The sequence below is a fragment of the Flavobacterium sp. genome (assembly GCF_049240005.1).
GTDB lineage: Bacteria > Bacteroidota > Bacteroidia > Flavobacteriales > Flavobacteriaceae > Flavobacterium.
On the sequence record NZ_JBMLTK010000011.1, the window covers coordinates 21308 to 36699 of the forward strand.

11 protein-coding genes are annotated in these 15392 nt (G+C 38.9%); 10 read left to right on the top strand and 1 reads right to left on the bottom strand.

The genetic code is table 11. From position 1 onward, the window contains the following. Positions 1-193 precede the first annotated feature (193 nt). The 3 genes from carA (at position 194) to ACOVQQ_RS01035 (ending at position 4480) form a co-directional block, all read left to right on the top strand. Positions 194-1291 (top strand): glutamine-hydrolyzing carbamoyl-phosphate synthase small subunit, encoded by a 1098-nt coding sequence (gene carA, locus ACOVQQ_RS01025; protein ID WP_421816549.1) that lies wholly within the window; start codon positions 194-196, stop codon positions 1289-1291. A 134-nt stretch (positions 1292-1425) separates the two neighbouring features. Further along, entirely contained in the window at positions 1426-3903 is a 2478-nt protein-coding gene (locus ACOVQQ_RS01030; protein ID WP_421816550.1) for a DUF7619 domain-containing protein, read from the top strand. A gap of 100 nt (positions 3904-4003) precedes the next feature. Beyond that, positions 4004-4480 (top strand): DUF1648 domain-containing protein, encoded by a 477-nt coding sequence (locus ACOVQQ_RS01035; protein ID WP_421816551.1) that lies wholly within the window; start codon positions 4004-4006, stop codon positions 4478-4480. A gap of 8 nt (positions 4481-4488) precedes the next feature. Here ACOVQQ_RS01035 and ACOVQQ_RS01040 read toward each other — a convergent pair whose 3' ends face one another. Continuing rightward, complete coding sequence (locus ACOVQQ_RS01040) at positions 4489-5919, bottom strand: MBOAT family O-acyltransferase (protein ID WP_421816552.1); 1431 nt, start codon at positions 5917-5919, stop codon at positions 4489-4491. Positions 5920-6268: 349 nt separating this feature from the next. Here ACOVQQ_RS01040 and eno point away from each other — a divergent pair, with 349 nt between their 5' ends. The 7 genes from eno to ACOVQQ_RS01075 form a co-directional block, all read left to right on the top strand. Then, positions 6269-7561 carry a phosphopyruvate hydratase gene (gene eno, locus ACOVQQ_RS01045; RefSeq protein WP_421816553.1) on the top strand — a complete coding sequence of 431 codons (1293 nt, stop codon included), beginning with the start codon at positions 6269-6271 and terminating at the stop codon, positions 7559-7561. 166 nt (positions 7562-7727) lie between these two features. Beyond that, on the top strand, positions 7728-10565 hold the full coding sequence (locus tag ACOVQQ_RS01050; protein WP_421816554.1) for a DUF7619 domain-containing protein: 2838 nt from the start codon (positions 7728-7730) through the stop codon (positions 10563-10565). Positions 10566-10734: 169 nt separating this feature from the next. Then, the gene (locus ACOVQQ_RS01055) at positions 10735-11268 is read left to right on the top strand and encodes a hypothetical protein (protein WP_421816555.1); all 534 of its coding nucleotides are present in this window, start codon (positions 10735-10737) and stop codon (positions 11266-11268) included. Between the two features lie 95 nt (positions 11269-11363). Next, positions 11364-12164, top strand: a complete 801-nt coding sequence (locus ACOVQQ_RS01060; RefSeq protein WP_421816556.1) for a sensor histidine kinase — start codon at positions 11364-11366, stop codon at positions 12162-12164. Continuing rightward, on the top strand, positions 12161-12775 hold the full coding sequence (locus tag ACOVQQ_RS01065) for a response regulator transcription factor (RefSeq protein ID WP_421816557.1): 615 nt from the start codon (positions 12161-12163) through the stop codon (positions 12773-12775). The genes ACOVQQ_RS01060 and ACOVQQ_RS01065 overlap by 4 nt, the downstream gene beginning before the upstream one ends. 242 nt (positions 12776-13017) lie before the next feature. After that, positions 13018-14301 carry a citrate synthase gene (locus tag ACOVQQ_RS01070; protein ID WP_421816558.1) on the top strand — a complete coding sequence of 428 codons (1284 nt, stop codon included), beginning with the start codon at positions 13018-13020 and terminating at the stop codon, positions 14299-14301. A 189-nt stretch (positions 14302-14490) separates the two neighbouring features. Then, positions 14491-15392 (top strand): C25 family peptidase propeptide domain-containing protein (locus tag ACOVQQ_RS01075; protein WP_421816559.1); only part of this gene is annotated, 902 nt, incomplete at its 3' end.

A 15392-nucleotide genomic window follows, 5' to 3' on the forward strand; every position in this document is an offset into this window, starting at 1 on the left:
GCCTAATCCCGTTTTACGTTTCAAAGCCGCAGCCAAAAACCGCCGCTTGCTGGCCTTTAACAGCAGCTTCCGTTGGTCGCTGTGTTAAATACCGCCGCGGTCGGTTTCTGGCCTTGCGGGTTTTCCACTTCAACCGGGGGCAGGGGTTGCGTGTTTACGTATCAAAGACTACTTTTGCATGAACAACACAACTATGAAATATCAACAACGCGATGCAGCCATCCTTCTCCTTGCAGATGGCACTATCTTCCACGGAAAATCTATTGGAATACCAGGAAAAGCAACTGGTGAACTTTGTTTCAATACCGGAATGACCGGCTATCAGGAAATCTTTACCGATCCGTCGTACTTCGGTCAGCTTATGGTGACAACCAATGCCCACATTGGTAATTACGGCGTTAACCGCAACGAAAAGGAATCCGGATCTATAAAAATTGCGGGCTTGATTTGTCGTAATTTTAGTTTTCAGCACTCGCGTCCCGATTCCGATGGTAATCTATTCGATTATTTTAAAGCACAAAGTTTAATCGCAATCAGCGATGTGGATACACGTGCGTTAACGGCTTACATCCGTGATCACGGCGCTCAAAACGCCATCATTTGCACAGACGAGACGCCTATCGACGAGCTAAAATCGATTCTTATGACCGTTCCCGACATGAAAGGTCTGGAATTGGCAAGTAAAGTGTCAACTACCGAAGCATACTTCTACGGTAATCCGGAAGCAAAATTCCGGATATCAGCACTCGATTTAGGAATCAAAGAAAATATTCTTCGCCACTTGGCAAGCCGCGATTGTTACATCAAAGTATTTCCATACAACAGTTCTTTTGCTGATTTAAAAAGCTTTGACCCGCACGGATATTTCTTGTCAAACGGCCCAGGCGATCCCGAACCGCTACCGGGTGTAATCGCCTTAGCAAAGGAAATTATTAGTCGCGATCTTCCTCTATTTGGTATTTGTCTCGGCCATCAGCTAATCGGATTGGCAAATGATGTTCCAACCTACAAAATGTTTAATGGGCATCGAGGCATAAACCATCCTGTTTTCAATGTAGTAACGGGAAAAGGCGAAATCACATCCCAAAACCACGGATTTGCGGTAGAACGTGCCGCGGTTGAAGCGCATTCCGAACTTGAAATCACTCACCTTCACTTAAACGACGGAACTATTGCAGGAATGCGAATGAAAAATAAACCCGTATTTTCAGTACAATACCATCCCGAAGCAAGTCCAGGACCTAACGATTCGATTTATTTATTTGATGCGTTTGTTGCTTCCTTAATCTAAAATTGGAAAGCTAGTAAAGACTTCTAAAACCGAAAAAGATATCCAGTTTTTTAATTTTGTAACAAATTAATTGATTGGTCTTTGAGGTTTCTGAGATAATTTATTTTAGCTTTACATATTTGATTTTTTCAGTTATGAAGCAGCTTTACTTTTTCTTGATTTTTCTCGCTTTATCTGTCGCACACGGTCAAACAATCGATTTTTCAGATCCAGCATTTAAAACAGCTTTATTGGCATCTTCTGCTCAAGTCGACATTGCACAAAATCAAGCTGGCGTGTTTATAAAGATAGATTCGAACAACGACGGCGAAATTCAAGTAGCCGAAGCCAATATGGTACACTCATTAAAAATTTCTAATCAAAATATTACCAACCTAAATGAGATTTCCTTTTTTTCGAATCTCGGACATCTTGATTGTTCGGCAAATCAATTATCTAATCTGAACATAGCCAGTCTTATATATCTAAGTAGACTTTATTGTAGTAACAACCTGTTAACTTCTTTAGAAGCAGCGGGGCTAAATTTATTAAATTCTATTAGATGCGATAATAATCAAATCACGACGTTATCGTTACAGCCTGGTGTTTGGTACTCGGAGCTCATTTTAAACAATAATCAACTATCAAGTTTAAATTTACAAAACAATGTAGTCATGGTTTTAAATTGTTCGTATAATCAGTTATCGCAGCTCATATTAGCAAATTCGACTCTGCTATACATACTTGATTGCTCACATAATGAACTTACAAGCCTAGAGTTTCCGCCAGGAATTAATTTCTTAGAGAGTTTCAACTGTAGTTATAATCAAATAAGCAGTCTTAATTTCCAATCATTTATTAATAGCCTTTCTTGGCATTCAGTAGATGTTTCACACAATAACTTAAATACGCTTTTACTTGGCCAAAATCAAAAAATCGATGAGTTTGACTGCTCTTTTAACAATTTGACATCTCTTGATGAAATAAAGGTATATGATGCTAATTTTTCCAACAACCAATTCGATTCACTTAGTTTAAAGAGCCTTTATGTGCAAAATTACGGTGAATTGAATTTTAGCAACAATAATCTTAAGTCAATTTTTTTTAAAGATGCTGTTGTTGAATTCTTCGATTTAGCTACTTTCAATGTTATTAATAATCCCGACCTGGAGTATATCTGTGCTACGCCAAATGTGATTCAGGAAATCTCCGACAGATTGGCAGAGATTGGTTATGAAAATGTCGAAGTAAATTCATATTGTAGTTATACTCCCAGTGGTTCATTTTACACCATCTCAGGCAACCAAAGTTATAATTTTAATGGTTCGTTCTGCTCAACCTCAGATCCGATAGTTCCTAACTTGAAGTTTAATATTACAAATGGCACAGTAAATAGAACCATTATTTCCGACGAATCGGGAGCCTATTCCATTACTGTGCAGGAAGGTCAGCATACGATTACACCAGTAATGCCTTCTTCAACATATTATACTGTCTCTCCAGCTAGTTTCGTGGCAGATTTCCCAACACAAACCAGTCCGTTAACACAAAATTTTTGCATCACTGCCAATGGCACTTTTCCAGACATAGAAGTAAATCTTATTCCTATAGGAAGTGCTAGGCCTGGCTTCGATTCATTTTATAAAGTTCTGGTTAAAAATGTAGGTACTACGGTTCAATCGGGTACAGTTTCCTTTGCTTATAATGAGTCGGTTTCAGATTTTATCGAAGCCACGCCGACTTCCCCAACAATAAATGCAGGTTCGGTTTCTTGGACGGTAAATAATTTAGCACCGTTCAGCGAACTAGAGTTTTTTGTGACTCTTAACCACAATTCTCCGATGGAAACCCCTGCTTTAAATAGCAATGATTTACTTTCTTTTTCTGCAAATATGCAAACCGCAGCTACAGATTCAGCACCTGATAACAATGTTTCAACATTAAGGCAAGTTGTAGTGAATTCGTTTGATCCTAACGATAAAACGTGTTTGGCTGGACCAACAATCGGACCTGAGCAAGTTGGAAAGTTTGTAAACTACATGATTCGCTTTGAAAACACAGGTACAGCAGCAGCGCAACGTGTAATTGTTACCGACCGAATTGATACCGAGAAATTCGATATCAGTACATTAACGCCTGTAAACTCAAGTCATCCCTTTACAACGCGTATCTACGACGGTAATCGTGTAGAGTTTATTTTCGAAAACATCCAATTGGGCTTTACCGACGAGACCAACGATGGTTACGTGGTATTTAAAATTAAAACGGTTCCCACTTTAGTTGTAGGCGATACATTTAGTAACAGCGCTGCAATTTACTTTGATTTTAACTACCCGATTTTTACCAATGATGCTACTACCGAAGTTCAAGTTTTGGGAACAGAAAATTTCGATTGGCAGAAATCGTTTGCAGTTTTTCCTAATCCGATGCATGACGAATTAACTGTGAAAAGTCTGGCTGAAACTGTTGCGACTAAAATTGAAGTGTTCAATACTCTTGGCCAATTAGTAATTAGCGTTGTACAACCTAGTTCCGAAGAAATTGTTGATGTATCTCGATTGGCTGCGGGCAATTATTTTGTCAAGATGCATTCATCACAAGGAATTGGAGTGGCGAAAGTGGTTAAGCAGTAGCTATTGGTTCTTCTTCTAAATCAATCGATTCGTACTTTTGTGCAGACGAGCTTCTTATTAAAGGTCTAAGTAGCATAACTTCTCAAAGTCAATATCGCATATGAAAAACGTTCTCAGTTTAGATAAAAGGCTTGAGATTGCAGCGCTTTCAATGTTCGCTATTCTTCTGGGCTTTTCGATCTATCTTTATTTTAATTTGCCAGAAACTATTGCAACACATTTTAATGCAGTGGGTAATGCCGATGCGTACGGTCCCAAATCTACTGTATTTATCTTGCCTGGGATCTATTTATTCTTACAGTTGTTAATGAGTACAATCTCCCAATCGACAGATTTATTTAATGTACCAATGAAACTTACAGCGGAGAATAAAGAACGCCAGCTTCAACTTGGACGACGTTTTATACTTGTGCTGCGAATTGTTGTCGGCTTCATTTTCCTAAGTATCGAATTTGCTGCATACGGATTAGGCGATAAAACCGATAACGATTTAAGTATCTGGTTGCTGCCTCTAATTGTACTGCTTCTTGCGATTCCGATTGTTGGCTATATAGTATTAGCTCGACGTGCCCGTTGAAAAGGCTTTTAAAATTGAAAATAAATGAAGGTCGTTTGTGTGGTAAAAACACCAAATACAAGTATCGCAATTAACAGTAAAACACATTTCTGATACTGATATTTACCAAAAATAGGATGTTCCCTTCCACGCGATAGCCATTCGATAAAGACAAATACCACCAGAAGAATCATTGCTAATTTCGTATTTCCCGGCCACCCGATATTGTCTTTACTTTCGAAAGAAGTGACTAGTCTTTCTAGGTAAAAAAGAGCTCCCCTTATGGTGCTAGAACGAAAAAAAATCCATGCAAAGCAAACTAATGCGAATGTAACAGACATCCGAAAAAGCTCTTTTACTTGCGGAATAATTCTATTTTCTGCAACCACTCCTAGGTGTTTCTTGGTTTGATTAAGAAAAATTAACGGCAGGTAAAATACAGCATGGAGTAATCCCCAAAAAACAAAAGTTAGGTTAGCGCCATGCCAGAAACCACTGAGTAAAAAAACAATTAAGGTATTTCGAATCGTTATCGCTTTTCCTTGCCGATTCCCTCCCAATGGGATGTACACATAGTCGCGAAACCAATTGGAAAGCGACAAGTGCCAGCGGCGCCAAAATTCGGCTATATCTCTCGAAAAATAAGGTTGTTTGAAATTTTGAATCAGCTCTATTCCGAAAAGTTTTGACGTACCTAGTGCAATGTCGGAATAACCAGAAAAGTCGCCGTATATCTGAAAAGCGAAACAAATAGCGCCAAGTGCTAAAAACGTTGAGTCGTGATTTTCGCTGTTGTCGAAAGCCGCATTCGCAATAACGGCACACTGGTCGGCAACGACAACTTTCTTGAAAAAGCCCCAAGCGATTTGATAAAATCCTTGAATCGCCGCATCGTAACTGAACTTTCGCGATTTTTTTAGCTGTGGTAACAAATGCGTAGCTCGCTCGATGGGGCCTGCAACTAATAAAGGGAAATAGCTTACAAACAAGGCATAAGTTATAATATCTCTTTCTGGCTTTATTCGCTCTTTGTAAACGTCGATTATATAAGAAAGTCCGTGGAACGTGTAGAACGATATTCCAACTGGCAGAATTATCTCTAGGCTATGCATTCCTATGTTAAATCCGATATTTTCTAGTAACTGGCTGAACGAGTCGATGAAAAAGTTGACGTACTTAAAATAGCCAAGAAATGCCAAATTCATTCCGACGCTTACCCAAAGCCAAAGTTTTCGTTTTTTTAGAACCTTTTCTCGGTCTATTTTAAACGCACAATAATAGTCGAGCAGCGTAGAAAACCCCAACAGAGCCAAAAATCGGTAGTCCCAAAAACCATAAAATAAAAAGCTCGCACCTAATAGTAAGCTGTTTTGCCATTTGATGCTGTTTTGAAAACGGATCCAATACAAACCGAAAACGATTGGTAAAAAGAGCGCATAATCAAACGAATTAAACAGCACAGTTTTTTGTTTATTAGGTGTTGAAAGTAGGAATTTTTTACCAAACACCATTTGTTGACGCGACTCTAATTATCGTTGAGTTTTGGTTTTAATCGAACGGGAATTTGAACAGTCTATATTTTTATTTTCGTAGAAATACAAATTCACTCTTCTTTGGCGCAGCAATAATAAAACTGAGTTGGTCTAGCACCAAAAAATCTAAATCGGATAAAAAAGTCACGTCATAACATAAGTGTTCTGCATTTTAATCTCGCCGAAATCGTTTGCGTTTATAACTTTAGTTCTGTGAATTTTACCAGCTTAAGAGAAATGCATATTTTCGAATCATCAAAAAATTAAATCTTTTTTTATGAGTATCATCATTAAAGTGCATGCGCGACAAATCTTGGATTCTCGCGGAAATCCGACTATCGAAGTTGATGTAATTACTGAAAACGGTGTTCTTGGCAGAGCAGCTGTGCCTTCTGGAGCGTCGACAGGCGAACACGAAGCGGTAGAATTGCGCGACGGCGGTAAAGCTTATATGGGTAAAGGCGTTTCTAAAGCTGTTGAAAATGTGAACACAAAAATTGCCGAGGCGCTTGTTGGAATTTCTGTTTTTGAGCAAGAATTACTCGATCGAACCATGATTGCACTCGACGGTACTCCAAACAAATCAAATTTAGGTGCTAATGCTATTCTCGGCGTTTCGCTTGCAGCGAGTAAAGCTGCCGCAGCCGAATTAGGATTGCCTTTATATCGCTACATTGGAGGCGTAGCTGCAAAAACGCTACCAGTTCCGATGATGAACATCATTAACGGAGGTTCGCACTCCGATGCACCAATCGCTTTTCAGGAATTCATGATTATGCCTGTTAAAGCAACTTCGTTCACGCATGCCATGCAAATGGGAACCGAAATTTTTCACAATCTTAAGAAAGTACTTCATGACCGTGGCTTATCAACAGCGGTTGGCGATGAAGGTGGTTTCGCTCCAAATTTAGCCGGCGGTACAGAAGATGCACTCGACAGCATCAAAACAGCAGTTGAAAATGCCGGTTATAGCTTTGGCGACGATGTGAAAATTGCACTCGATTGCGCCGCTTCCGAGTTTTACGTAAACGGAAACTACGACTATAAAAAGTTCGAAGGTGAAGGTGGAAAAATTCGCTCATCTAAAGAACAAGCCGAATATTTGGCGGAACTAGCTTCTAAATACCCAATTATTTCTATCGAAGACGGTATGTATGAAGATGATTGGGACGGATGGAAATACCTAACCGAATTAGTGGGCGATAAAGTACAGCTCGTTGGCGACGATTTGTTTGTTACCAACGTACAACGATTATCTACAGGTATTGAAAAAGGTATCGCGAACTCAATCTTGGTTAAAGTAAATCAGATTGGTACTTTATCTGAAACGATCGCTGCGGTAAATATGGCACACAACGCAGGTTATACCTCAGTTATGAGTCACCGTTCCGGAGAAACCGAAGACAGTACAATTGCTGATTTGGCAGTAGCTTTGAATTGTGGACAAATTAAAACTGGTTCCGCATCACGTTCTGATCGTATGGCCAAATACAACCAACTTTTGCGCATTGAAGAAGAGTTGGGAGAAACGGCTTATTTTCCTGGAGAGCGCGCGTTTAAAATAAAATAAGCATACAGATTTTATGTTAAAGCCCGGATTTTCCGGGTTTTTTTGTGCAATTAAGTCAATGAATCTCAGTTTTTAACCCCAAGATTTGATGGGAATCTAATCCATTAACGCAACCCGATTCATTTTTGTTTATCCTATGGTTGTAACCTTTAAACAAACCCAGGACATGAAACAGAAATTACTTCTATTGCTCTTTGTAGCATGGAGCGGATTTTCCCAGCAGGTAAATTTTACCGACCCCAATTTAAAGGCATTCCTACTTACTGCCGGAACAAGTTTTTCAAACGCTTTCGACGAAAATTATAATCCAATTGCTGTCGATGCAGACGGCGATGGTGAAATATCTGTTCAAGAAGCTCAAGCCGTTTACTATTTAGATATCGCCTTTTTCGATATCAGTAGTATTGGTGGTTTAGAGGCTTTTACTAATCTGCGGATGCTCGATTGTTCATATACAAATTTGGCAGGACAGTCTGTGGATCTAACCAGTTTAACCAATCTAGAAAATCTTCGAATTAGCAGTTGTGGAATTTCCGCGCTGAATATAGAGGGATTAAACGCGCTTAAAATAGTATACGCCGACCAAAATAATCTTACAAGCTTTACGCTAGCTAATCACAATGCTATAGAAAATATTTCGTTGTCTTACAATCAATTAACATCCATAAACTTGTCAAATTTGCCTAGCTTGAAGCTTTTAAATGTCAATGTAAATCAACTATCAGCGCTGGAATTAGATAACACACCTGCTCTTGAACACCTGTCCTTTTTCAGTAATTCCATAAGTCAGATAGATTTTTCGAGCTTTCAATTTCTGCGAAGCATTATTGGTTACGATAATAACTTGACAACAGTCGACGTGTCATCTAACGCTAATTTATTCGAGCTTGGTTTAAGCGATAACGAAATTACCTCGATAAACTTTTCCTCTTCAAATTCACTACTTTATACAGTCAATTTGTCAAACAATCAACTTACAGCAATCGACGTGTCGGGTCTAACATCTCTCTCCGATTTAGCACTTTCTAACAATCAATTAAGCACCTTAAACGTAACGTCAAATACTTCATTGCGAGGGTTGTTCGTTTCACAAAATAGCTTGAGCGAACTCGACTTAACAGCAAATCAAGGTTTAAACATGCTCGAATGTGCAAATAATAACTTAAGTACACTTAATACCGAAGGTTTAAATGTTTTGTTGCAAGTAGATTGCAGCTATAACACGCTTACAAGCCTGTCTCTAGAATCAAATACCGCTATTTATTCGTTGCGCTGCAATAATAATGCATTAACTGCTTTAGATGTTTCAGCACAGCCTACTCTTTATGTGTTGGATTTTTCGTCGAATCCTATTTCAGAAATCGATTTAAGTGCGCAAATGTACTTGTCAGAACTGTACGCAAACAACACCAACGTGGTTGATTTAGATTTATCGAATGCCTCATACTTGTTTGTAGTGCGATTCGCTCCAAACGAGAATCTTGAATCGGTTAATTTAAAGAACAACGGTTTTCAGGATATCTCATTCTCTGGAAACGATTTTACTCAAGTTCCGGATTTGCAGTTTATTTGTGTAGACGAATTCGAAACGTCGTTCTTCCAATATTACGTCAATCAAGTAAATCCGAATATCATTATCAACGGATATTGTACGTTTGAACCCACAGGAACATTCAATACTATTTCTGGTGTTGCGCGATTTGACTTCGACAACGATGGTTGCGAAGATGCCGATTTACCGGTACCGAATCTTCAAATAAACATCACAAATGGTCAAGGAAGCGGAGCTTATTTCACTAACGAAAGCGGGACCTTTGCCTTTGCAGTTCCCGCCGGAACCTATACTTTAAATGCTTCGATAGCTAATGCGGAAGCCTTTCAAATTTCTCCATCGCAATCAACCGTTTCCTTTACAGAGGAAGACGGCGCGCAAACCGCAACCGTTGATTTTTGCTTGACACCAATAAATCCGACTGCCGACGGAGAAATTACCGTACTTCCGTTTTCTGTTCCGTACATCGGATACGAAACGTATTACCAAATCATCGTAACAAACAAAGGCAGCTTACCCATATCTGGAACGGTTTTCTTTAACTTCGATGGAAATGTTGCATATTTAAGTATTGCTTCGCCTTTCGCCGATTCGGTAACCGCGAATCAAGCAGCTTTCAACGTCGATCAGTTATTGCCTTTCGAACAACGTACTATTTTAGTAGCTTTAATGTTTCAGGCTGATCCTACAGTAGCACTTCCGATAGATTTATTTAATTTTTCAGCTCAATTTGTAATTAATCAAACCGATGTTAACCCAGACGACAATACATTCGAGTTTATTCAATCAACACAAGAAGCTCAAATTGAAAATGCAGTTTTCTGTTTGGAAGGCGAAACGGTTGATGCGTCGGAAATTGGAGAATACCTGCACTATGCGGTAAGCTTTAGAAATACCGGCACAACAGCAGCACCTTTTGTAGTGTTGCGTTCCGAGTTAGACGGAAATAGCTTCGATTTAAGTTCCATTCAAGTAGTTAGCGCCACTTCTCCAGTTACAACACAAATCACAGGAAATGTGCTGGAATTGATTTTTGAAGATTTAAATCTGCAACCAGGTGCTGAAGGAGACGTACTGCTTAGAATGAAGTCGAACCCTAATTTGCAGCCCGGAGATACAGTGGTGTACGGCACTTCAGTTTATCTGGATTACGACACCATGGTTAACACCAATTTAGCCCAAACAACGTTCCAAGCCGCTCCTCTTTCTGTTGATGACAATCAAGTTACTGTTGGCGTATATCCAAATCCAACGAGCAGCAAATTATTCATCGACGCGAAGAATAAAACAATTGGAAAAATTGCTATTAGCGATCTCGCTGGAAAGCAAGTTTTAACTACAACATATAACAGTACTACTGGAATCGACGTGCAAAGTTTAGCTCCGGGGATGTATATTCTCAATGTAGAAACGTCTAGCGGTAAATCCGTTCAAAAATTTATGAAAAAGTAAATTACAGAAGTTCTATGTATTTTACGAGGGAAAGTCGGCCAGTTGAGCCGACTTTTTCTTTTTGTGCTAGCTTTGTTAAAATTTTAATCAAACCAAAAAATACCTATAAGTAGGTAGTTTTTAGTTTTTGCTTCTCTATAAGTTTGGACATGTAAAAAACAAGTTTGTTATGTCCATCATTGTTAATTACCCGCACAAACCATATTCAGTTAGAAATTCTCGAAATTTTAGTTCAGGAAGCATCAATGTGCAAATTATTTTGCCAGAGGAAGTGAACGGATTGCCCTTACATTTTGAAATAGGGCCGGTTTATAATATTTCAAGTGGTATTCGAAACGCGATTATGATTTACCTCAAAGAAAAAAGTGGTAACGACATCAACGTTTCAAGGGAATCATCTTTCTTAATCAACAAGAGTTTTAACATCAATCTCGACAATTTAATCGCAGTAGAAGGGAGCAGAGACATTAATTTTTCGCGTGATAGCATTCACGTTTACGTTTGTCATCAAGCTCCCGAATTACGAAATATTAACGATGTGGTTTTTTGTCAAAATCATGTGCCAGGCCCCGCTACTTTAGCAAGTTTACTTCTCGAAGAGAGTCGGTATTTTGCTTTAGACGGAGGTGCTTATTTTGAAGACGATTCAGTCGAAGCTTCAAGTTTTCCAACAAAATACGGAATGGGAGTTATTAGGAATTAAACGGTTTTACACCAAAGCAGAACGAAATCAACAGTTTCTGATTTAATAATTGCAGTTGCTCGATTTCAATAAGGTAACAGCTAAAAAACAATAATATGCAAGTAATTATCGGCCACATTACGTCAACTTTCGCCTTAACCTTAATCTTGGTACTTTTCGCAGTCGTTGCGCTCTTAGTTTATTTAACTATCCTTTGTCGCCGAGTTTACGTTCAACAAAGTCATAAGCTAATTCTCCAGCGAAAAGTTTCAGAAATAAAAGAGCGTGAGTTGGATCAAATAAGCTTGATTCTCGAAAGCCACGAAACCTATCGCAAGCGCAATGCGGAAGATCTTATCGACTTCATAGGAAATACGATAACAGCAATTCGCCTCAACTTCGAAGAATATGCTTCTGATGTTCGAAAGCCAGAATATAAAGCACAACGTATATCAGAATTATTGTCGAAAGTGTATGAGAATGTTCGCAAAGCGCCAGAAAACAAATATGTTCAAGCTCCAAAATCATCTGGCCTCGTGGCAGCGGTCCAATCGCTAGCGAAGCAAATTGGTGTTGTCGGAAAATTGAAAGTACAAGTACTTCCATTTAACTTGCAAACACGTATGGAAGAACGTATCGAACTATTGCTTTTTTGTGTGATTCGCGAACTTGGTACGAATGTCGTTGAACATGCACAAGCATCCGACTTAACGATTTATCTTAATGAAGACGACTCTCGAAATTTAACTATTATTGTAGAAGACAACGGAAAAGGTTTTACATTCGATTCTGTGAACGCAAAAGAAGAGTCGGGTTTGAAAAAAATAGAGCGAGTAATTGAAGATTTAGGCGGTACATTTAGTGTTGATTCAAACATCAATAACGGAACTACAATTATTGCAACTTTAAGAATATGATTCGAATTGTTTTAGCTGACGATCATCAAGCACTTATCGATGGAATGGTTTCGGGAATCTCCGATAGCGGCAACATTAGCGTTATTGGAACAGCTCAGAACGGTGCCGATTTGGTTAAACTAGTGCGTTTAAAGAATCCGGATGTAGTTGTAACCGATATTCGTATGCCAGGAATCGACGGTAAAGCAGCTGTATACGAAATTCTTAAATATCAGCCCCATGCACGAGTAATTGCATTCAGTATGTTTGATTCGCCACCGCTAGTAAAACATTTTCAAGAAATTGGTGCTCGAGGCTACGTTTTTAAAAGTTCACCGCTTTCGGTATTGATAAACGCAATAGAAACAGTAGCACATGGAGGAACGTATTTTGAAAGACCTGTAACTACTTTTAGTATCGATAATTTTGATGAAAAAGTGCAGCTCAGTAAACGGGAACAAGAAATTTTAGAACTTATCGCTAAAGGACAAACCTCAATTGAGATTGCAACAGCCCTGAACATTAGTAAGACAACTGTAGACACACACCGAAAAAATATACTTCAAAAGCTAAATCTAGAGGGTCGTGCCGATTTGGTGCGATTTGCCGTTGAAAACAAGTTTAATCTGTAAAGGCATTATCAAGACTCTTCACTTGCTTAAAGCTTTACATCTTAGTGGTGTTATGCTAATAAGAAATCTTTATTACAATAATTTGAAATGAAATTGATTTCTTATTCAGCACTCAGTTCTTTCAATTTCGACCGATTTATAAATAAATTAACGAAAACGTTAGCGCAAAGATTTTTTTAACGGTTTTGTATTATGTAAGTTTGTTAAATCTTTAAACAAGTTTACTTAAACACATTTATTATATGTCAAAATCGGCATTTCTAGAATTAGATGGCAATAGGTATGAGTTTCCCGTAATTGTTGGAAGCGAAAACGAAGTTGCAATTGATATCAATAAACTGCGAGATGTTACCGGTGCAATAACCATGGATCCGGGATACAAAAATTCAGGTTCGTGTACCAGCAACATTACATTTCTCGACGGAGAGGAAGGTATCTTGCGCTACCGTGGTTACGCCATCGAAGATCTGGCAGAAAAAGCGACTTTTCTTGAAGTTTCTTACCTTATTATTTTTGGCGAATTACCAACACATGCGCAATTAGCACAATTTGAAGCTGATATTAGAAAATATTCGCTTGTGAACGAAGAAATGAAAAACATCATCGATGGTTTTCCAAAAACAGCACATCCGATGGGTGTACTTTCTTCGCTAACAAGTGCCTTAACCGCTTTTAATCCAAAAGTTGTTAATGTTGAAAACGAAGCCGAAATGTATGAGGCTATCGTTAAAACTATGGGTAAATTCTTGGTTTTGGCTACTTGGACATTCCGCAAGTCGTCGGGATATCCATTGAATTATTACGATAATACAAAAGGATATGTCGAGAACTTCATGCGACTCATGTTTGAATTACCAACTGGTCCGTATGAAATAAATCCAGTTGTCGTAAAAGCACTCGACAAATTATTTATTCTGCACGCCGATCACGAACAAAACTGCTCTACATCTACAGTTCGTATGGTTGGATCTTCGCACGCAGGCTTGTTCGCATCAATTTCAGCGGGCGTTTCTGCTTTGTGGGGTCCGTTGCACGGCGGTGCTAACCAAGCGGTATTGGAAATGCTTGAAGCTATTCAAAAAGACGGTGGCGATGCAGGAAAATACCTTGCAAAAGCAAAAGATAAAAATGATCCGTTCCGTTTGATGGGATTCGGACACCGCGTTTACAAAAACTTCGATCCTAGAGCGAAAATTATTAAAAAAGCTGCCGATGAAGTATTGGCGAATTTAGGAGTTAATGATCCGATTTTAACTATAGCCAAGCAATTGGAGGAAGCTGCTCTTGTTGATGAATACTTCGTAAGTCGTAAGCTGTATCCAAACGTCGATTTCTACAGCGGTATCATTTACCGTGCGCTAGGTATTCCAACGGATATGTTTACCGTACTTTTTGCTATCGGTCGTTTACCCGGATGGATCGCGCAATGGAAAGAAATGCGCGAAAATAAAGAGCCAATCGGTCGTCCGCGACAAATTTATACCGGATATCCGCTGCGCCCGTTCAAAACGTTTGAACAGCGCTAGTTAGCGATGATTATAAAAGGTAAAATGGTTGTGCGCGTTCACAACCATTTTTTTTGCGCGAAAATAAAAATTTACGGTTTTTCCGTAACCAACTAATTAAATTCTGCCGTAGTTTTAGCATTCGAAAATTTAGCGCTATTTTTGATAGCCATTGAAAAACAGTATTTTAGTAAACCAAAACAATTTATCATGAAAAGACTATTAGCCATTATTCTTGTTTTATCCGCCATTAATTTTCATGCGCAACAAATTTCCTTGACTGGGAATACGCCGCGCCAAAAGTCGATTAAATTTACAAATGCTTTGAATTTACCACCAAGCGTTAATTTGAACGGAAATTCCTATTTGGATTTTTCAAAGGTTTCGAAAGTTTTATTAATGAACGCAGGAGCGCCGGCCTTACCTGTTTTCCGCGAATCTATTACCGTTCCAACAGCAAATCCAGTGACGTTCCAAGTGCTACCGGGCTCTTATGTCGAATATCAAAATATTGATGTTTTGCCTTCTAAAGGTAGCTTGAAACGAAATGTAAATCCAGCCGAAGTTCCGTACCTATTTGGATCGGAATATGCCGAAAATAAATTTTATCCGGAGCAAATCGCTAGCGTATCAAATCCATTTACATTTCGAAATCGATTTGGGGTTAATTTAAGTTTCACTCCTTTTCAATACAATCCCGTTACTAAAGTACTACGTGTTTATAACGAAATAAATCTAGTGGTTCAAACGCCTGCGGATGTTAGTCCGATTCGCGAAGGAGATACATTTCAGTCGCTCTATTCTGCCTTGTTTCTCGATGAAGCAGGTTACACGCCGGTTTCTGATTTAGGCGATTTACTGATCATTACACCGCCGAACTACCAGAATTTACTCACCAATTTTGTGAATTGGAAAAACGAAAGTGGAATCAAAACTACAGTCGTTACCACGGCGCAAACGGGAAGCACTCCAGAAAGTATTAAGTCGTATGTCACTACTTTTTATGACTCAAATCCGGATTTAACGTACGTGTTACTTATTGGCGATCACCAAAATATACCGACGTATTCGTACGGGACCAGTGGTGCCGACGAGCAGTTTTACAGCGATTC